The organism is Seleniivibrio sp. (assembly GCF_021209385.1).
GTDB lineage: Bacteria > Chrysiogenota > Deferribacteres > Deferribacterales > Geovibrionaceae > Seleniivibrio.
On the sequence record NZ_JAJOIL010000001.1, the window covers coordinates 180552 to 195682 of the forward strand.

Here is a 15131-nt window from a genome sequence, read left to right on the forward strand (position 1 = left end):
ATAGATATAAACGTCTTCGCGAGGAGCACTAGCCGAAGGCTGAAAACATTTGCCTATTTTTGCAAATGTTTCTGTACCGAGCTTGCTGAAATGAGTCCACTTTAAACTATTTGTCGAATAGAGCGACGAAGCGATCTCATTCGTTTTGATTTTGATATTTATTCATAAAATGCGTAAATGCTCTAAAACCATCTTAAATTTTTTGTTTAAATGCAAGCAGTTCAAGGCGGGCGAGAAAATATGCGCAGTGTAAGTTTATGTACATGAGCAATATGTTTTCAGGTAGCTTGGTTCAGAAACATTCGCAATGATAGTGCGAATGTTTTGTGATAGCAACGAAGAAATGCTAAGTGTTATAAACGCCAATAATAAAGAAGGGGAGCTTTTGGCTCCCCTTCGGCTGATTAGTCTACGAATTCGATTATCGCCATTGAGGCATTGTCGCCCTGACGAAAACCGGTTTTGATTATTCTTGTATAACCGCCGGGACGCTCTTTAAACTTAGGAGCGATCTCGTCGAAGATCTTATGAACAACCTTGATGTTGGGGAGCTTGCTGAGTGCTGTTCTGCGTGCAGCAAGGTCGCCTTTTTTGCCAAGTGTCACCAAAGGCTCGATGAACATACGAAGCTGTTTTGCTCTAGCTACGGTTGTTTCGATACGGCCGTTGTCCACAAGAGAAGTGGCAAGGTTACGCACCATAGCCTTTCTGTGGGCAGGTTTTCTGCCGAGTCTGTTTCCACTTACGCCGTGACGCATCTATTCTTCCTCCGAATCTGTACTGTTATAACCGATGGCTTCCAGATCCATGCCGAGGGAAAGACCAAGTTCGCAAAGAACTTTTTTGATCTCTTCCAGTGACTTGCGTCCGAAGTTCTTAGTCTTCAGCATCTCTGCGTCAGTTTTCATGCAGAGTTCTGCAAGTGTTTTTATGTTGGCATTCTTCAGACAGTTGTAAGCGCGAACGGAAAGTTCCAGTTCCTCGATGCTTTTGTCGAGCAGGTCAAGAAGATGGTCGTTCTGGCTTGCGTCCTCTGAAACAGAATCGTCAACCACGGGTTCATCAAAGTTGATGAAAAGGTTCATCTGATCTTTGATGATCTTTGCCGCAAACCCTATTGCGTCCTCAGGATTGATAGACCCGTCAGTTTCGATTTCAAGAGTAAGTTTATCGTAATCCGTACTCTGACCGACACGGGCGTCCTCAACAAAGTAGTTCACTTTTTTGATAGGTGTGAAAACCGCATCAACAGCAAGCATATCCACTTCATCGTTCTCTTTTTCAATCTCTTCGGCAGGCACATAACCGATACCGCGTTTAACAACGAACTCCATATAGAGTTCTTTTTTGGGGTCGGTCAATGTGCATATATGCTGTTCGGGGTCAAGGATCTCAACCATTGTGTCGCCGGTGATGTCACCAGCGGTAACGGGACCCTCTCCTGTTTTTCTGATATACACACGTCTTGTTTCATGCGTGTGCAGTTTCAGTTCCAGCATTTTGATATTCAGAAGGATATCAACGACATCCTCATAAACACCTTCGAGTGCGGCGAACTCGTTGCTTACACCGTCAATCTTAACAGCGGTGACTGCCGTACCCTCTATAGACGAGAGCATAACACGTCTCAGGGCGTTGCCTACGGTTGTGCCGAATCCCTTTTCATAGGGTTCTGCAACGTATACGCCTTTTCTGTCAGTGACTTCGCCCAGAGCTTCAATCTTTCTGGGCTTTATGATTTCATGAAAATTCATGATGATCATTATGCTAACCTCCGTGTAAAACGTTATTTGGAGTAAAGTTCCACTATCAGGTGTTCCTGAATTTCATAACCTATGTCGTCTCTAACGGGCATTCTGAGAACAGATGCCTTGTAAGCGCCCTTATCGAGTGTGATCCACTCAGAAACGCCTCTGCCTTCAGCAGTGTCGACACATTCCTTAATCCTTGTGTTTTCGCGTGATTTTTCGCACACGGAAACAACGTTTCCAGCTTTAACAAGGTAGCTGGGGATGTTTACGGGTTTGCCGTCAACAAGGAAATGACCGTGACCGACCATTTGTCTTGCTTCTTTGCGGCTGCCTGCGAATCCTGCTCTGTAAACGATGTTGTCCAGTCTTCTTTCAAGAAGCTGAAGCAGGTTTTCACCGGTGATGCCCTGCATCCTGGTAGCTTTATCAAAGTAGCGGCGGAACTGTTTTTCAAGAACGCCGTACAATCTTTTAACCTTTTGTTTCTCACGCATCTGAGTACCGTAGTCGCTCAGTTTTTTGCGTGCCTGGCCATGCTGACCGGGAGCGTAAGGTTTTTTCTCAAAACCGCATTTGTCTTTGTAGCAACGCTCGCCTTTGAGAAAGAGCTTCATGCCCTCTCTACGGCAAAGTTTGCATACTGCACCTGTATACCTAGCCAACTTAAGCCTCCGTTACACTCTTCTCTTCTTTCTGGGTCTGCATCCGTTGTGGGGAACGGGTGTAACGTCCCTGATAACGGTGATTTTCATTCCGGCAGCGGCGATAGCACGGATTGCGCTCTCACGGCCTGCGCCGGGACCCTTAACGTTAACTTCCACTTCGCGCATACCGTTATCCACAGCTTTTTTAGCAGCTTGTTCAGCGGCTATCTGTGCTGCGAAAGGGGTGGACTTACGGGAGTTTTTAAAACCCACGCCGCCGCCCGCTGCCCAGCAAACAGTGTTTCCCTGTGCATCGGTGAATGTTACGATAGTGTTGTTAAAAGTTGACCTGATATGAGCAACGCCTCTGGGGACGTTTTTTCTCTCTCTTTTTTTAGAGCCTCTTTTAGCCATCTTCGTTCAATCCTTACTTTTTCTTAATGCCGCGCTTACCGGCGAGACCTTTTCTTGTTCTTGCGTTGCTTCTGGTCTTCTGACCTCTGCAAGGCAGGTGCATCTTGTGTCTCTGGCCGCGGTAGCAGCTGATTTCCATAAGTCTCTTAACGTTCAGGGATATCTCTTTACGGAGATCACCTTCAACTTTAAGATTTTCCTCGATGTACTTTCTGATTTCAGATATGTTCTGTTCAGAAAGGTCTCCTATCCTTTTGGACAGGTCTACGCCGATTACGCCAAGTATCGTTTTAGCAGTTTCACGGCCTACGCCGTAAATTCCTGTAAGGCCAACCTCGACTTTTTTGTTGTTGGGAATGTCCACACCAGCAATACGTGCCACAAAAAGCCTCCTTTAACCTTGTCTCTGCTTATGTCTGGGGTTTTCACATATTATGCGTATTACCCCTTTACGTTTGATAACTTTACACTTAGCGCATATAGGCTTTACACTAGCCCGAACTTTCATTTTTCACCCCGTCATTTCTTATGTCGGTAAGTAATTCGTCCTCTGGACAGGTCATAAGGGGAAAGTTCCACAGTGACCTTGTCTCCAGGGAGAATTCTGATAAAGTGCATCCTCATCTTGCCTGAGAGATGCGACAGGATTACGTGCTTGTTTTCCAGCTCAACCTTAAACATAGCGTTCGGCAGAGCTTCAAGCACCGTCCCGCTGGCTTCGATAACGTCTTCTTTTTTTCCCATATGCCTTTTACATGGTTAGTATTTCCGGTCCGCTCGGGGTAATGGCCACAGTGTTTTCATAATGTGCCGCTAAACTGCCGTCTTCTGTAACAGCGGTCCAGCCGTCTTTGAGGGTTCTAACACTGTAATGTCCTGCGGTTACCATAGGTTCCACAGCGAGGACCATTCCTGCACGCAGCCGCAACCCGCGATTTGGTCGCCCATAGTTGGGGATCGCCGGTTCTTCGTGCATTTCTCTGCCGATTCCGTGACCGAAAAAATCTCTGACTACTCCGTATCCGTGAGACTCGCAATGTACCTGCACAGCGTGCGAGATATCGGTAAGTCTTCCGCCGTCTACGGCTTTTTCTATACCTTTAAAGAATGACTCTTTTGTCACTCTCATAAGATCTTCCGCTTCTTTGGAAATTTTGCCCACTGCATAAGTGCGGGCAGCATCTCCGTGAAAACCGTTTTTATATGCTCCGACATCAACACTGATGATGTCGCCCTCGACTATTTTTCTGTCAGAGGGAATTCCGTGAACTACAACTTCGTTTATTGACGCGCAGATAGCACTCGGATATCCTCTGTATCCCTTAAAAGAGGGCAGAGCATCCCGAGAGGATATAATATTCTCTGCGAATTTGTCAATATCTAATGTTGTAAGTCCAGGTTTTATGAACTCTTCCAGTTTTTCCAGCACCTCTTTTACGATGGAACCGGCAATTCTCATCAGGTCGAGTTCGGCTTTTGACTTAATTACAACCATTATCCAAGTATCTTCTTAATAGCCGCAAAAACGTTGTCGGTTGTATCGTCACCGCTGAGTTCAAAGAACTTTCCGCTTTTGCCGTAATAGTCTTTCAGCAAAGCGGTGGTTCCGTGGTATACCGCCAGTCTTTTGCGGATTGTTTCCTCTCTGTCGTCGTCTCTGTGGACAAGAGTTTCGCCGTCGTTGTCACATTGACCGCCGTGTTTGGGAGGATTGAATTTTATATGGTAAGTGGCGCCGCATTTCGGGCATACTCTTCTGCCTGTGTTGCGTGTCACAACCACTTCATCATCAACTTCAAGACTGATGATGTGAGTTATCGACGTTTTAAGATCGTTAACAAGCATGGCATCCAGAGCTTCCGCCTGTGCGGTTGTTCTGGGAAAACCGTCAAGAATGAAACCGTTCTTACAGTCGTCCGCCTGAAAACGCTCTTTCATCATATTGATTATAAGGCTGTCAGGAACAAGCTGTCCGCCGTCCATATACACCTTTGCTTCTTTACCGAGAGCAGTACCTGCCTTAACAGCGGCTCTCAGCAGATCGCCGGTGGATATCTGCACAACCTTGTAGTCGTCTATTATTTTTGCCGATTGTGTGCCTTTACCCGCTCCGGGAGGTCCCAGAAAGATAAGATTGATCATTACATGCCACCTCTGCCTTTGATTCTTCCTTTTTTCAGGAAGCCGTCATAGTTGTTTGTCACCAGAGAAGCCTCAATCTTGGCTATCATATCCATACCGACACCGATAACGATCAGAACAGACGTACCGCCGAAATAGAAAGGTACGCTGAAGCTGTGAATTATAAACTGCGGCAGGATAGCAACAGCACCGAGGTATATTGCGCCCACAAAGGTCAGCCTTGAAAGTGTAAAGTCGATAAACTTCGCAGTTTCCGCTCCCGGTCTTTTCCCGGGGATGACGCCGCCGGACTTGTTAATGTTGTCGGCGATATCATCAGGGTTGAAGATGATGGACGTATAAAAATAGGTGAAAAATACGATGAATCCCACTGTAACTATGTAATAAAATACATGGCTGGGTGAGAACCAATAGCTTATCTTCTGAACCAGCGGATCCTGACTGAAAGTAGCCATGGTGCTGGGGAAGGCAAGTATTGACATCGCGAAGATGATCGGTATAACCCCTGCGGGGTTAAGCCTCAGCGGCAGGTAGGATGTTGTTGCAGCCGAACTGCCGCTTCCGCCTTTTCTGACATATTGTATGGGTATTCTTCTGTGAGAAGTTTCCATGAATACGATTGCCGCGGTAACAAGGAAGATAAGTGCCAGCACAAATATAAGTATAATGAGCTGGAGTTCGCCTGATTTCAGCAGAGTTATCGAACGGCTTACCGCAGAGGGGAAGCCGGCGATGATGCCTGCAAAGATCAGAACGGACATACCGTTACCGAGACCTTTTTCAGTAATCTTCTCTCCCAGCCACATAAGGAATATCGTACCGGTTGTCAGCGTAAGAGCGGTGAGCAGTCTGAAACCCATTCCGGGGAACATGACCACAGGAGCTCCGCCGGGGGATGTCATCCCCTCAAGACCAATGGCGATACCGAGACCCTGTATCATACTGATGATAACGGTTCCATACCTAGTGTATCTGGTTATCTTGTCCCTTCCCTCCTGACCTCTCTTTTTGAGTTCAGCAAGGTGAGGTACCGCAACAGTCATAAGTTCAAGTATGATCGATGCGGAGATATACGGCATTACACCGAGACCGAAGACAGTCAGCTTTGACAGCGCCCCGCCCGTGAACATGTCGAAGAAACCGAGAAGGTTTCCTGACTGCTGAGCAAAGAACTGGCTGAGAGCTTCGCCATCGATGCCGGGTGTGGGAACGTGTGCTCCCACCCGGTATACAAACAGGAAGAAGAGGGTCCAAAGGATCCTCTTCCTGAGTTCTGCTATTGAGAAGATTTCTTCTAATTTTCTAAACATCAATTACCCCAGAACAACGACTTCGCAGCCTGCTTTTTCTGCTTTCTCTTTTGCAGAGCCGGAGATTTTGTCAACTTCAAATTTCAGCTTTTTGCTGATTTCGCCGTCGCCAAGAACTTTAACTCCGTCCTTATTGCCTTTCACAAGACCTTTCTCTTTAAGAGTTATGGAAGATACCACCTCTCCTTCAGAGAATGCGTTGTTAATAGCTTCAAGGTTTACAGTTTCAAAAACAGTCGCAAACTTAGCGTTGTTGAAACCTCTTTTAGGAAGTCTTCTGTTAAGAGGCATCTGACCGCCTTCAAATCCGGGTCTGATCTTTCCGCCGCTTCTGGCTTTCTGACCTTTTGTACCCTTGCCGGCAGTAGTACCGTGTCCGCTACCGCTGCCTCTTCCGAGTCTCTTTCTGTCTTTATTGGCACCGGGAGCCGGTCTCAGATCATGAAGTTCCATCTTTGTATCCTCTTACTTAATGATTTCCTGAATGGTTTTGCCTCTCATTTCGGCAACCTTGTCCAGGGTTCTTATGTTCTTAAAACCGTCCATAACTGCATAAAGCGAGTTATAGGGGTTTCTGCTTCTGGTTGACTTGCAGAGGATGTTCTGAACGCCTGCCAGCTCAAAAAGTGAGCGGGTTACACCACCGGAAATGATACCCGTACCGGCTGCGGCGGGTCTCATAACGATTTCGCTTGAAACGAAACGTCCGATAACGTCGTGGGGGATAGTGCCGTTTACAACGGGCACTTCCACCATACTTTTCTTAGCGTTCTCAAGCGCTTTTTTAATAGCGTCCGGAACTTCTCTTGCTTTGCCGTGACCTATGCCGACTTTGCCGTTCATGTCGCCGACAACTACAAGAGCTGTGAACTTGAATATACGACCGCCTTTAACGACTTTCGTAACTCTGCCTATGTTAACCACTTTATCTACAAGTTGGTTTTCGCCGTTTACGTTAGCATTGCTCATAGGTTACCTCCTTAGAACTCAAGTCCGGCTTCGCGTGCGCCTTCAGCCAGCGCCCTGATCCTGCCGTGATAAAGGAAACCGCCTCTGTCAAAGACAACTTTGCTGATTCCCTTTTCGGAAGCTCTTTTAGCAACCTCTGCGCCGATAGCTTTTGCAACAGTAAGGTTAACACGTCCTTTGAACTGCTCTTTAAGCTCTTTTTCAAGGGAGCTTGCAGCAACTATCGTTGTACCTTTAGTGTCGTCTATAACCTGAGCATAGATATATTTGTTGCTTTTGAAAACAGCCAGTCTGGGTCTGATTTCTGAGCCCTGTACCTTTTTTCTGTTACGAACATGCCTTCTTACGCGGGCAGTCGCTCTTGAAAATACAGCCATTTCAACTCCCCTTATTTCTTACCGGTCTTGCCGGCTTTTCTGAGTATGTACTCGCCTTCGTATCTGATACCTTTACCTTTGTAAGGTTCGGGTGCTCTCAGCTTGCGGATGTTTGCCGCAACCTGTCCAACAAGCTGTTTGTCGATACCCATAACGGCGATCTTGGTCTGGCTCTCCGCCTTAAGCTCGATGCCTGCGGGAGGAGTGAACACAACGGGGTGTGAGAAACCGAGGGACAGATCAAGGTCTGATCCCTTCTGAGCAACTCTGTAACCCACGCCGACGATATCAAGCTTTTTCACATAACCCTGTGTAACGCCTGTAACCATATTGCTGATCAGTGTACGGGTGAGACCGTGTACAGCTTTAGAGATCTTAGTCTCGTCTTTTCTGTCCACGTTCACAACGTTGCCGTCAACAGCTACAACAGCCTTATAGTGGATTTCCTGCTCAAGCTTGCCTTTGGGGCCTGCGACGCTGACAGTGTTTCTATCAATAGAAACTGTCACGCCAGAGGGAATATCTATAGGTTTTTTACCAATTCTGGACATTAACGCTCTCCGTTACCATATCTGGCAAATGTACTCACCGCCGACTTTTTCAGCGATGCACTGCTTGACGGTCTTGATACCTCTGGAAGTAGAAACAACACCGTTTCCAAGTCCGCCAAGTACAGGTTTGAGGTTCTTAGTGTTCACATACACTCTCTGACCGGGTTTAGATACTCTCTTAATCCCGCGGATAACGGACTCGCCGTTATCGTTATATTTAAGGTGAATCACTATATTTTTCTTGTTTCCGTCTGTAACCACACGGAAATTTTTAACGTAACCCTCGTCTTTAAACAGGGAAGCAACTGCCTCTTTCATTTTAGAGTGAGGCATTACAACCTCCTGATGTTTAACCATAAGAGCGTTACGCACTCTTGTAAGCATATCAGCGATAGGATCTGTCATTCCCATGACTTTAGTCTCCTTATATTACCAGCTGGACTTTCTTACGCCGGGGATTTCTCCCTCAGCCGCGAACTTCCTGAAGCAAAGTCTGCACATGTTGAACCTACGCATAAAAGAACGAGGTCTTCCGCAGATGGGGCAGCGGTTATATTCCTGCACTTTGAATTTCTTCTTCTGAAATCCGCTGTTGTATTTAGCTTTTGTAGCCACTTACGCCTCCGGGTTTTCAAAAGGCATACCGAGCTCTCTAAGAAGCTCTCTTGCCTCTGCATCTGTTTTAGCTGTTGTTGTGACGATGATGTCAAATCCTCTGATCTTGTCGATCTTGTCATAATCGATCTCAGGGAAGACGATCTGCTCTTTCAGACCCATAGCAAAGTTGCCTCTGCCGTCGAAAGATTTGGGGTTAACCCCAGCGAAGTCTCTAACCCTTGCAAGAGCGATTCTTGTCAGCCTAAACAGGAAGTCGTATGCAGCGTCGCCTCTGAGAGTGACTTTACAGCCGATGGGCATGCCTTCTCTCAGTTTGAAGCTGGCGATGGACTTTTTAGCCTTGGTGACGACCGGCCTTTGTCCCGCGATGAGAGTCATGTCTCTGAGAGCGCCTTCAACGGCTTTGGAGTTTTGAACTGCCTCGCCTACGCCCATGTTCAGAGTGACTTTCTCAACTTTCGGAACCTGCATGACGTTCTTGTAACCGAACTTCTGAATGAGTTTCGGCACAACCTCTTCTTTATAGATTCTTTTAAGTTCCGCCATTTCTTTTTAGTCTCCGTTACTTATCGATTATCTCGCCACAGGATCTGCAAAATCTGACTTTTTTGCCGGATTCGAGAACCTTGATTCCAAGCTTTACGCCTTTACTGCATTTTTCACAGTAGTACATAACGTTGGATACCGCCAGAGGCATTGTTTTATCAACTATGCCGCCGTCCGGGTTGAACTGGTTGGGTTTAACGTGTTTTTTGGAGACGTTAACGCCTTCGCAGAACACTTTTCCGCCATCCCTGTCCATTTTGACGACCTTTGTTTTCTGACCTTTATCTTTACCTGTGGTAACGATAACCGGGTCGTCTTTTTTGATTTTCAGTTTAACACTCATTGACAATCCCTCTTAGAGTACTTCGGGAGCCATTGAAACTATTTTCAGATAGCCCTTTCCGCGCAGCTCTCTGGCAACGGGTCCGAAAACCCTTGTTGCGATAGGTTCAAGGTTTGTTTTACCCAGAAGCACACACGCGTTGTCGTCAAACTTGATGTATGTGCCGTCGGGGCGGCGCTGTTCTTTTGCTGTGCGAACGATAACGGCCTTAACGACAGAACCTTTTTTGATGTTGCTGTCGGGAGCTGCCGCTTTAACGGTGCACACGATGATGTCGCCTATTCTTCCATAGCGGATTTTTGATCCGCCGAGGACTTTGATGCAAAGCACTTCCTTAGCTCCGGAGTTGTCAGCAACTCTGAGTCTGGATTCTACCTGTATCATGTTATCTTACTCCTCAGCTGCGGCTTCGATGGAGTGTTGCAGAACCTTTGACACTCTCCAGCGTTTGTCTTTGCTGATCGGTCTTGTTTCTACGATTTCCACAGTATCGCCAACTTTGCATTCATTGTTCTCATCATGAGCTTTGAAGCTTTTTGTGCTCTTGATGAACTTCTGGTAGCGGGGGTGGAGTTTCAGGCTCTGGACTTTAACAACGACTGTCTTGTCCATCTTGTCGCTGACTACCACTCCTTTCCTTACTTTTCTAGCGTTTCTGGCTTCCATTATTTGCCCTCGGTGCTTTTCTCGTTCAGAATGGTCTGAATACGAGCTATGTCTTTTTTAGCCTTTTTGATAAGTGAGGAATCCTCAATATCGCCTGTTGCCAGTTTAAACTTCATTCTGAAGATGTTTTCGCTGAGCTCAAGCTCTTTGGCTTTCAGCTCGGCGGCATTCATTTCTCTCAGTTCTGCTGTTTTCATTGTGCCGCCTCCACTGTCTCACGTCTGACAAATTTAGTCTTAACGGGCAGTTTGTGTGAAGCTCTTCTGAACGCTTCTTTTGCCTGTTCTTCTGTAACGCCGCCCACTTCATAAAGGATTGTTCCTTCTTTAACGGGGGCAACATAATACTCAACCGCACCCTTACCTTTACCCTGTCTGACTTCAAGGGGTTTAGATGTAATGGGCTTATGAGGGAAGATGCGGATTATAAGGTTTCCGCCTCTTTTCAGATATCTGTTGATAGCAATCCTCGCAGATTCTATCTGACGGCTTGTAAGTTTAGCTTTGCCGTCTGCAGCAAGACCGAAGTCGCCGAAAGCCACATAGTGACCTTTAGAAGCGACGCCTTTGATGCGGCCTTTAAACTGCTTTCTATATTTCATTCTATTGGGTGTAAGCATTACTCACCTGCCTCTGTTCTGCCTCTGTCTTCGAGAACTTCACCAGTGAAGACCCAGACCTTGATACCGATGATACCGTAGGTTGTAAGTGCTTCTGTGGTGCCGTAGTCGATGTCAGCACGAAGTGTCTGAAGCGGAACGCGTCCTTTAATGTACCACTCTGTTCTTGCCATATCGGCGCCTGCAAGACGACCGGAACAAGCAACCCTGATACCGAGAGCGCCTGACTTCATAGCCTGAAGAACGGCTTTTTTCATCGCACGTCTGAAAGCTACACGTCTCTGGATCTGCATGGCGATGTTTTCGCCGATGAGAAGAGCGTTGATCTCGGGTTTCTTCACTTCTCTGATAACAAGAAGTACTTCGGAATCCGTAAATCTTTTCAGTTCTCTTTTAAGTTTGTCGATTTCAGCGCCTTTCTTACCGATAACGATACCGGGGCGTGAAGTGTTAAGAGTGATACGCACTCTGTTACCCATACGCTCGATACCTATTCTGGCAAGACCAGCCTGCATAAGCTTCTCTTTGAGGTACTTTCTTATTTTGATGTCCTCAAGAAGCTGTTGTCTGTATTCTTTTTTATTGGCAAACCAAGTTGATTTCCAAGGCTTGTTTATGCCGATTCTGTATCCGTTAGGATTTACTTTTTGTCCCACCAATTACCTCCCTTAGTCTGAAAGCACGACAGTAATGTGGCTAGTAGGTTTGCGGATAAGGGACGCTCTGCCGTATGCTCTGGGGGTAAACCTTTTCATAGCGGGACCTGCATCCACTCTGACCTCTTTGATAATCATGCGGCTTGCATCTGCGGCACCGTGATTTTCCTCTGCGTTGCTCGCAGCGGATTTAACGGCTTTGTACAGAGCTTCTGCACCTTTGTTGGGGGTAAACTTAAGGATAGCAAGAGCCTCCTCAACTTTTTTACCTCTGATAAGGTCAGCTACAGGGCGGGTTTTTCTGGTGGAAACTCTCTGAAATCTTGCGAATGCTTTAGCTTCCATATTACCTACCCTTTACCTTTTTGTCGTCTTTCTTGTGACTTCTGAAAGTTCTGGTGAGTGCGAATTCACCAAGTTTATGGCCAACCATGTTCTCTGTTACGAAAACAGGGATGAACTTCTGTCCGTTGTGGACCGCAAATGTCAGGCCGACCATCTCAGGAATCACGGTGCTTCTTCTAGACCAAGTCTTAATGACTTTTTTATCGCCGCTTTCTTTGGCTGTGATCACCTTTTTCTCAAGGTGATCGTCAAGGAAAGGACCTTTTTTCAATGACCTAGGCACTTGTCAATCCTCCTACTTCTTCCTGCGGGAAACTATGTACTTGTTAGAGGGCTTGTTCTTAGCTCTTGTTTTGTAACCCTTAGTAGGAACACCCCAGGGAGTCACAGGGTGACGACCACCGGAAGTTCTACCTTCACCACCACCATGGGGGTGATCAACAGGGTTCATTGCAACGCCTCGAACAGTAGGTCTGACGCCTTTCCAACGAGTTCTACCCGCTTTACCGATTTGAATGTTCTCATGCTCAGTGTTGCTTACCTGACCGATAGTGGCTTTGCACTCGGCTTTGATAAGTCTGATCTCACCGGAAGGCATGCGGACGTGGCAATAGGTTCCCTCTTTTGCGAGAAGCTGTGCATATGTTCCTGCGGAACGTGCAAGCTGACCGCCTTTACCGGGCCTCATTTCCACGTTATGGACAACTGTACCCACGGGCATGTCTTTCAGCATTTTTGCATTGCCAAGTTTGATGTCCGCATCAGCACCGCTGTGTATTTTGTCTCCAACTTTAAGACCAAGAGGAGCAAGGATATATCTTTTCTCACCATCAGCATAGAACACAAGAGCAATTCTTGCGCTTCTGTTAGGATCGTACTCGATTGTTTTAACGCTTGCTTCAACGTTGTCTTTGTTTCTTTTGAAATCTATCAGACGATATTTTCTCTTGTTACCGCCGCCTTTGTGTCTGACTGTAATGCGGCCGTTGTTTGTACGACCTGCATGTTTCGACAGAGGCGCGAGCAGTGACTTTTCAGGCTGATCAGTGGTCACATCCTGGAAGTCGCTGTTGGTTCTGAACCTTACACCGTCTGAAGTCGGTTTAAACTTCTTGATTCCCATTTAAGATTCCTCTCTTACACAAACTCCAGTTTTTCGCCATCAGCCAGAACAACAATAGCCTTTTTCCAGTCGCTTCTTTTGCCCATTGTGCGTCCGAAACGTTTTGCTTTGCCTTTGTAGTTCATAGTTCTGACATCTTTCACTTTCACGTTGAAAAGCTTTTCAATAGCCTCTTTGATCATCTTTTTAGATGCTCTGGCATCAGTTGCGAAAGTTACTTGATTAAGGTTCTCTTTCATATCAACGGCCTTCTCAGTTATGAGGGGCTTTTTGATTACGTTGTACATTGAAAGCAAGCTCATACGAGAACCTCCTGAATACGTCCGATTGCATCCTGGCAGAGCAGGATAGTGCGGGCGTTTATCACATCGTAAACGTTCAGACCGTTAACGTCGAGAAGGTCAACGTAGGGCAGGTTGCGGAAAGCTCTTTCAGCTTTTTCGTCAAGTCCTGCATAAACCACGAGAACTTTTCTGTCGGCAGAGAAATTTTTAAGGATTTCAACCGCTTCTTTGGTCTTGCCGTTTGCAACGCTCAGCGCATCGATGATGTGCAGTGAACCCGCTTCGGATTTTGCCCTGATTGCAGATTTAAGAGCATTCTTAACCTTTTTCTTGGGCATAGTGTAAGCATAGTCTCTGGGATGGGGACCAAATGCTATAGCTCCGCCTCTCCAGAGGGGAGACTTTTTTGAACCAGATCTGGCACGGCCTGTACCTTTCTGTCTCCAAGGCTTTGCGCCTCGGCCGCCGTCCATTCTGGCTCTGTTGAGTGTGGAATGCGTGCCTGCTCTTCTTGAGGCAAGCTGCATGATTACCACCTCATGCATAAGGGCAGGTTTTACAGGATACGACATGATTTCGTCGCTCAGATCAACCTGTCCCACTTTTTCGTTCATCACGTTTTTCACGTCAAAAGTAGCCATTAGTTCCTCAGATTACTTTTTAGCCTTAACTGCTTGTTTGATGTAGACGACTCCGTCTTCATAGCCGGGTATCGCACCTTTAATAAGCAGCAGGTTTGTTTCAGGTATTATTTTCACCACTTGCAGGTTCTGTACGGAAACTGTTTTTCCGCCCATTCTGCCGGGCATCTTTCTTCCCTTTGCTGTTTCGCCGGGAAATTCGCACATCCCTATAGAGCCGGGTACGTTGTGGAAGTGTGAACCGTGGGTCTTGGGACCACCCGCAAATCCATATCTTTTTACAACACCCTGAAAGCCCTTACCAATGGATGTTCCCTGAACATCAATGAGATCGCCTTCCTCAAAGATTGTGACATTGACCTGCTCGCCGACAGCTTTGTCCGAGCCGGATTCAGTTCTGAATTCCTTCAGATACTTGTGGGGCGCAACGCCCTGTTTCTTGAAATATCCGGCCATGGGTTTGTTTACTTTGCCGTCTTTAACGATTTCTTCAAAACCCAGCTGAATGGCACAGTACCCGTCTTTCTCTTTGCTTCTCACTTCGGTAACAACACAGGGGCCAGCTTGCACAACGGTGACAGGCACTACGGTTCCGTCTTCTTTAAAGACCTGTGTCATACCCACTTTTTTGCCGATAATTGCTTTTGCCATTTTCGTCTTTTCCTACTCTTAGAGTTTTATTTCTACGTCAACGCCTGCGGAAAGTTCCAGTTTCATAAGGGCATCAATAGTTTGAGGGTTGTGCTCAAAAATGTCGATGAGCCTTTTATGAGTCCTTATTTCATACTGGTCTCTCGCGTCCTTGTTAACGTGTGGGGACTTGAGGATAGTAAACTTTTCAATCGAAGTAGGCAGCGGGATGGGTCCCACTACCTCTGCGCCTGTACGTTTCGCAGTGTTGACAATGTCTTTCACTGCTTTATCCAGAATTCTGTAATCGAAAGCTTTAAGCTTTATTCTTATCTTCTGATTTTCCATTAGTTCGCCTATTACTCGGAGATCTCAACAACCACGCCTGCACCTACGGTACGTCCGCCCTCACGGATTGCGAAGCGAAGACCGGGATCCATTGCGATGGGTGTGATAAGTTCAACATCACAGGAGATGTTATCGCCGGGCATTACCATCTCTA

The 15131-nt window shown here is 46.6% G+C and carries 30 protein-coding genes and 1 pseudogene; all 31 read right to left on the bottom strand.

The genetic code is table 11. From position 1 onward, the window contains the following. Nucleotides 1–404 precede the first annotated feature (404 nt). Nucleotides 405–758 (bottom strand): 50S ribosomal protein L17, encoded by a 354-nt coding sequence (gene rplQ / locus LRY47_RS00810; RefSeq protein WP_295221526.1) that lies wholly within the window; start codon nt 756–758, stop codon nt 405–407. Next, a complete protein-coding gene (locus LRY47_RS00815; RefSeq protein ID WP_295221528.1) occupies nt 759–1763 on the bottom strand; it encodes a DNA-directed RNA polymerase subunit alpha in 1005 nt (334 codons plus the stop codon). Nucleotides 1764–1786: 23 nt separating this feature from the next. Beyond that, nucleotides 1787–2413, bottom strand: coding sequence for a 30S ribosomal protein S4 (gene rpsD / locus LRY47_RS00820; RefSeq protein ID WP_295221531.1), 627 nt, complete (start codon nt 2411–2413; stop codon nt 1787–1789). 12 nt (nt 2414–2425) lie between these two features. After that, on the bottom strand, nt 2426–2809 hold the full coding sequence (rpsK, locus tag LRY47_RS00825; RefSeq protein ID WP_295221533.1) for a 30S ribosomal protein S11: 384 nt from the start codon (nt 2807–2809) through the stop codon (nt 2426–2428). A 13-nt stretch (nt 2810–2822) separates the two neighbouring features. Continuing rightward, nucleotides 2823–3191, bottom strand: a complete 369-nt coding sequence (rpsM, locus tag LRY47_RS00830) for a 30S ribosomal protein S13 (RefSeq protein ID WP_295221536.1) — start codon at nt 3189–3191, stop codon at nt 2823–2825. 12 nt (nt 3192–3203) lie between these two features. Beyond that, nucleotides 3204–3317, bottom strand: coding sequence for a 50S ribosomal protein L36 (gene rpmJ, locus LRY47_RS00835; protein WP_132872130.1), 114 nt, complete (start codon nt 3315–3317; stop codon nt 3204–3206). 11 nt (nt 3318–3328) lie between these two features. Further along, nucleotides 3329–3553, bottom strand: a complete 225-nt coding sequence (infA, locus tag LRY47_RS00840; protein ID WP_132872128.1) for a translation initiation factor IF-1 — start codon at nt 3551–3553, stop codon at nt 3329–3331. Between the two features lie 7 nt (nt 3554–3560). Next, nucleotides 3561–4304, bottom strand: coding sequence for a type I methionyl aminopeptidase (map, locus tag LRY47_RS00845; RefSeq protein ID WP_295221540.1), 744 nt, complete (start codon nt 4302–4304; stop codon nt 3561–3563). Beyond that, on the bottom strand, nt 4304–4951 hold the full coding sequence (locus LRY47_RS00850) for an adenylate kinase (RefSeq protein ID WP_295221542.1): 648 nt from the start codon (nt 4949–4951) through the stop codon (nt 4304–4306). The genes map and LRY47_RS00850 overlap by 1 nt, the downstream gene beginning before the upstream one ends. Beyond that, complete coding sequence (secY, locus tag LRY47_RS00855; protein WP_295221544.1) at nt 4951–6261, bottom strand: preprotein translocase subunit SecY; 1311 nt, start codon at nt 6259–6261, stop codon at nt 4951–4953. Before secY ends, LRY47_RS00850 begins: the two co-directional genes overlap by 1 nt. Nucleotides 6262–6264: 3 nt before the next feature. After that, complete coding sequence (gene rplO, locus LRY47_RS00860) at nt 6265–6714, bottom strand: 50S ribosomal protein L15 (RefSeq protein ID WP_295221546.1); 450 nt, start codon at nt 6712–6714, stop codon at nt 6265–6267. Nucleotides 6715–6726: 12 nt separating this feature from the next. Continuing rightward, nucleotides 6727–7230 carry a 30S ribosomal protein S5 gene (gene rpsE, locus LRY47_RS00865; RefSeq protein WP_295221547.1) on the bottom strand — a complete coding sequence of 168 codons (504 nt, stop codon included), beginning with the start codon at nt 7228–7230 and terminating at the stop codon, nt 6727–6729. A gap of 11 nt (nt 7231–7241) precedes the next feature. After that, a complete protein-coding gene (gene rplR / locus LRY47_RS00870; protein WP_295221548.1) occupies nt 7242–7607 on the bottom strand; it encodes a 50S ribosomal protein L18 in 366 nt (121 codons plus the stop codon). 11 nt (nt 7608–7618) lie between these two features. Beyond that, entirely contained in the window at nt 7619–8158 is a 540-nt protein-coding gene (gene rplF, locus LRY47_RS00875) for a 50S ribosomal protein L6 (RefSeq protein ID WP_295221549.1), read from the bottom strand. Nucleotides 8159–8170: 12 nt separating this feature from the next. After that, nucleotides 8171–8569: a 30S ribosomal protein S8 gene (gene rpsH / locus LRY47_RS00880; RefSeq protein WP_295221550.1), complete on the bottom strand. Its 399-nt coding sequence runs from the start codon at nt 8567–8569 to the stop codon at nt 8171–8173. Between the two features lie 18 nt (nt 8570–8587). Further along, the gene (locus LRY47_RS00885; RefSeq protein WP_295221551.1) at nt 8588–8773 is read right to left on the bottom strand and encodes a type Z 30S ribosomal protein S14; all 186 of its coding nucleotides are present in this window, start codon (nt 8771–8773) and stop codon (nt 8588–8590) included. Next, entirely contained in the window at nt 8774–9322 is a 549-nt protein-coding gene (gene rplE / locus LRY47_RS00890; RefSeq protein ID WP_295221553.1) for a 50S ribosomal protein L5, read from the bottom strand. 16 nt (nt 9323–9338) lie between these two features. Continuing rightward, the gene (rplX, locus tag LRY47_RS00895; protein ID WP_295221555.1) at nt 9339–9665 is read right to left on the bottom strand and encodes a 50S ribosomal protein L24; all 327 of its coding nucleotides are present in this window, start codon (nt 9663–9665) and stop codon (nt 9339–9341) included. Nucleotides 9666–9677: 12 nt separating this feature from the next. Further along, nucleotides 9678–10049 carry a 50S ribosomal protein L14 gene (gene rplN, locus LRY47_RS00900; RefSeq protein WP_295221557.1) on the bottom strand — a complete coding sequence of 124 codons (372 nt, stop codon included), beginning with the start codon at nt 10047–10049 and terminating at the stop codon, nt 9678–9680. A 6-nt stretch (nt 10050–10055) separates the two neighbouring features. Next, on the bottom strand, nt 10056–10334 hold the full coding sequence (gene rpsQ, locus LRY47_RS00905) for a 30S ribosomal protein S17 (RefSeq protein WP_366042986.1): 279 nt from the start codon (nt 10332–10334) through the stop codon (nt 10056–10058). Beyond that, complete coding sequence (gene rpmC / locus LRY47_RS00910) at nt 10331–10528, bottom strand: 50S ribosomal protein L29 (RefSeq protein WP_295221562.1); 198 nt, start codon at nt 10526–10528, stop codon at nt 10331–10333. The genes rpsQ and rpmC overlap by 4 nt, the downstream gene beginning before the upstream one ends. Continuing rightward, entirely contained in the window at nt 10525–10950 is a 426-nt protein-coding gene (gene rplP, locus LRY47_RS00915; RefSeq protein ID WP_132872101.1) for a 50S ribosomal protein L16, read from the bottom strand. Before rplP ends, rpmC begins: the two co-directional genes overlap by 4 nt. After that, entirely contained in the window at nt 10950–11606 is a 657-nt protein-coding gene (rpsC, locus tag LRY47_RS00920) for a 30S ribosomal protein S3 (RefSeq protein ID WP_295221564.1), read from the bottom strand. The genes rplP and rpsC overlap by 1 nt, the downstream gene beginning before the upstream one ends. 12 nt (nt 11607–11618) lie before the next feature. Continuing rightward, nucleotides 11619–11951, bottom strand: a complete 333-nt coding sequence (gene rplV, locus LRY47_RS00925) for a 50S ribosomal protein L22 (RefSeq protein WP_295221565.1) — start codon at nt 11949–11951, stop codon at nt 11619–11621. Between the two features lies 1 nt (nt 11952). Next, nucleotides 11953–12234: a 30S ribosomal protein S19 gene (rpsS, locus tag LRY47_RS00930; RefSeq protein ID WP_295221566.1), complete on the bottom strand. Its 282-nt coding sequence runs from the start codon at nt 12232–12234 to the stop codon at nt 11953–11955. A 12-nt stretch (nt 12235–12246) separates the two neighbouring features. Then, nucleotides 12247–13074: a 50S ribosomal protein L2 gene (gene rplB / locus LRY47_RS00935; protein WP_295221568.1), complete on the bottom strand. Its 828-nt coding sequence runs from the start codon at nt 13072–13074 to the stop codon at nt 12247–12249. 14 nt (nt 13075–13088) lie between these two features. Further along, nucleotides 13089–13376 carry a 50S ribosomal protein L23 gene (locus tag LRY47_RS00940; RefSeq protein WP_295221572.1) on the bottom strand — a complete coding sequence of 96 codons (288 nt, stop codon included), beginning with the start codon at nt 13374–13376 and terminating at the stop codon, nt 13089–13091. Then, nucleotides 13373–13999 carry a 50S ribosomal protein L4 gene (rplD, locus tag LRY47_RS00945; RefSeq protein WP_295221574.1) on the bottom strand — a complete coding sequence of 209 codons (627 nt, stop codon included), beginning with the start codon at nt 13997–13999 and terminating at the stop codon, nt 13373–13375. The genes LRY47_RS00940 and rplD overlap by 4 nt, the downstream gene beginning before the upstream one ends. A gap of 12 nt (nt 14000–14011) precedes the next feature. Beyond that, nucleotides 14012–14650 carry a 50S ribosomal protein L3 gene (rplC, locus tag LRY47_RS00950; RefSeq protein ID WP_295221577.1) on the bottom strand — a complete coding sequence of 213 codons (639 nt, stop codon included), beginning with the start codon at nt 14648–14650 and terminating at the stop codon, nt 14012–14014. Nucleotides 14651–14668: 18 nt separating this feature from the next. Further along, nucleotides 14669–14977 carry a 30S ribosomal protein S10 gene (gene rpsJ, locus LRY47_RS00955; RefSeq protein ID WP_295221579.1) on the bottom strand — a complete coding sequence of 103 codons (309 nt, stop codon included), beginning with the start codon at nt 14975–14977 and terminating at the stop codon, nt 14669–14671. Nucleotides 14978–14988: 11 nt separating this feature from the next. After that, a pseudogene (tuf, locus tag LRY47_RS00960) lies at nt 14989–15131 on the bottom strand (elongation factor Tu); the annotation flags it as partial.

Coding starts and splice junctions, on each gene's coding strand:
- rplQ (WP_295221526.1), bottom strand. CDS start 758: ATGCGTCACGGCGTAAGTGGAAACAGACTCGGCAGAAAACCTGCCCAC.
- LRY47_RS00815 (WP_295221528.1), bottom strand. CDS start 1,763: ATGATCATCATGAATTTTCATGAAATCATAAAGCCCAGAAAGATTGAA.
- rpsK (WP_295221533.1), bottom strand. CDS start 2,809: ATGGCTAAAAGAGGCTCTAAAAAAAGAGAGAGAAAAAACGTCCCCAGA.
- rpmJ (WP_132872130.1), bottom strand. CDS start 3,317: ATGAAAGTTCGGGCTAGTGTAAAGCCTATATGCGCTAAGTGTAAAGTT.
- infA (WP_132872128.1), bottom strand. CDS start 3,553: ATGGGAAAAAAAGAAGACGTTATCGAAGCCAGCGGGACGGTGCTTGAA.
- map (WP_295221540.1), bottom strand. CDS start 4,304: ATGGTTGTAATTAAGTCAAAAGCCGAACTCGACCTGATGAGAATTGCC.
- LRY47_RS00850 (WP_295221542.1), bottom strand. CDS start 4,951: ATGATCAATCTTATCTTTCTGGGACCTCCCGGAGCGGGTAAAGGCACA.
- secY (WP_295221544.1), bottom strand. CDS start 6,261: ATGTTTAGAAAATTAGAAGAAATCTTCTCAATAGCAGAACTCAGGAAG.
- rplO (WP_295221546.1), bottom strand. CDS start 6,714: ATGGAACTTCATGATCTGAGACCGGCTCCCGGTGCCAATAAAGACAGA.
- rpsE (WP_295221547.1), bottom strand. CDS start 7,230: ATGAGCAATGCTAACGTAAACGGCGAAAACCAACTTGTAGATAAAGTG.
- rplR (WP_295221548.1), bottom strand. CDS start 7,607: ATGGCTGTATTTTCAAGAGCGACTGCCCGCGTAAGAAGGCATGTTCGT.
- rplF (WP_295221549.1), bottom strand. CDS start 8,158: ATGTCCAGAATTGGTAAAAAACCTATAGATATTCCCTCTGGCGTGACA.
- rpsH (WP_295221550.1), bottom strand. CDS start 8,569: ATGGGAATGACAGATCCTATCGCTGATATGCTTACAAGAGTGCGTAAC.
- rplE (WP_295221553.1), bottom strand. CDS start 9,322: ATGGCGGAACTTAAAAGAATCTATAAAGAAGAGGTTGTGCCGAAACTC.
- rplX (WP_295221555.1), bottom strand. CDS start 9,665: ATGAGTGTTAAACTGAAAATCAAAAAAGACGACCCGGTTATCGTTACC.
- rplN (WP_295221557.1), bottom strand. CDS start 10,049: ATGATACAGGTAGAATCCAGACTCAGAGTTGCTGACAACTCCGGAGCT.
- rpmC (WP_295221562.1), bottom strand. CDS start 10,528: ATGAAAACAGCAGAACTGAGAGAAATGAATGCCGCCGAGCTGAAAGCC.
- rplP (WP_132872101.1), bottom strand. CDS start 10,950: ATGCTTACACCCAATAGAATGAAATATAGAAAGCAGTTTAAAGGCCGC.
- rplV (WP_295221565.1), bottom strand. CDS start 11,951: ATGGAAGCTAAAGCATTCGCAAGATTTCAGAGAGTTTCCACCAGAAAA.
- rplB (WP_295221568.1), bottom strand. CDS start 13,074: ATGGGAATCAAGAAGTTTAAACCGACTTCAGACGGTGTAAGGTTCAGA.
- LRY47_RS00940 (WP_295221572.1), bottom strand. CDS start 13,376: ATGAGCTTGCTTTCAATGTACAACGTAATCAAAAAGCCCCTCATAACT.
- rplD (WP_295221574.1), bottom strand. CDS start 13,999: ATGGCTACTTTTGACGTGAAAAACGTGATGAACGAAAAAGTGGGACAG.
- rplC (WP_295221577.1), bottom strand. CDS start 14,650: ATGGCAAAAGCAATTATCGGCAAAAAAGTGGGTATGACACAGGTCTTT.
- rpsJ (WP_295221579.1), bottom strand. CDS start 14,977: ATGGAAAATCAGAAGATAAGAATAAAGCTTAAAGCTTTCGATTACAGA.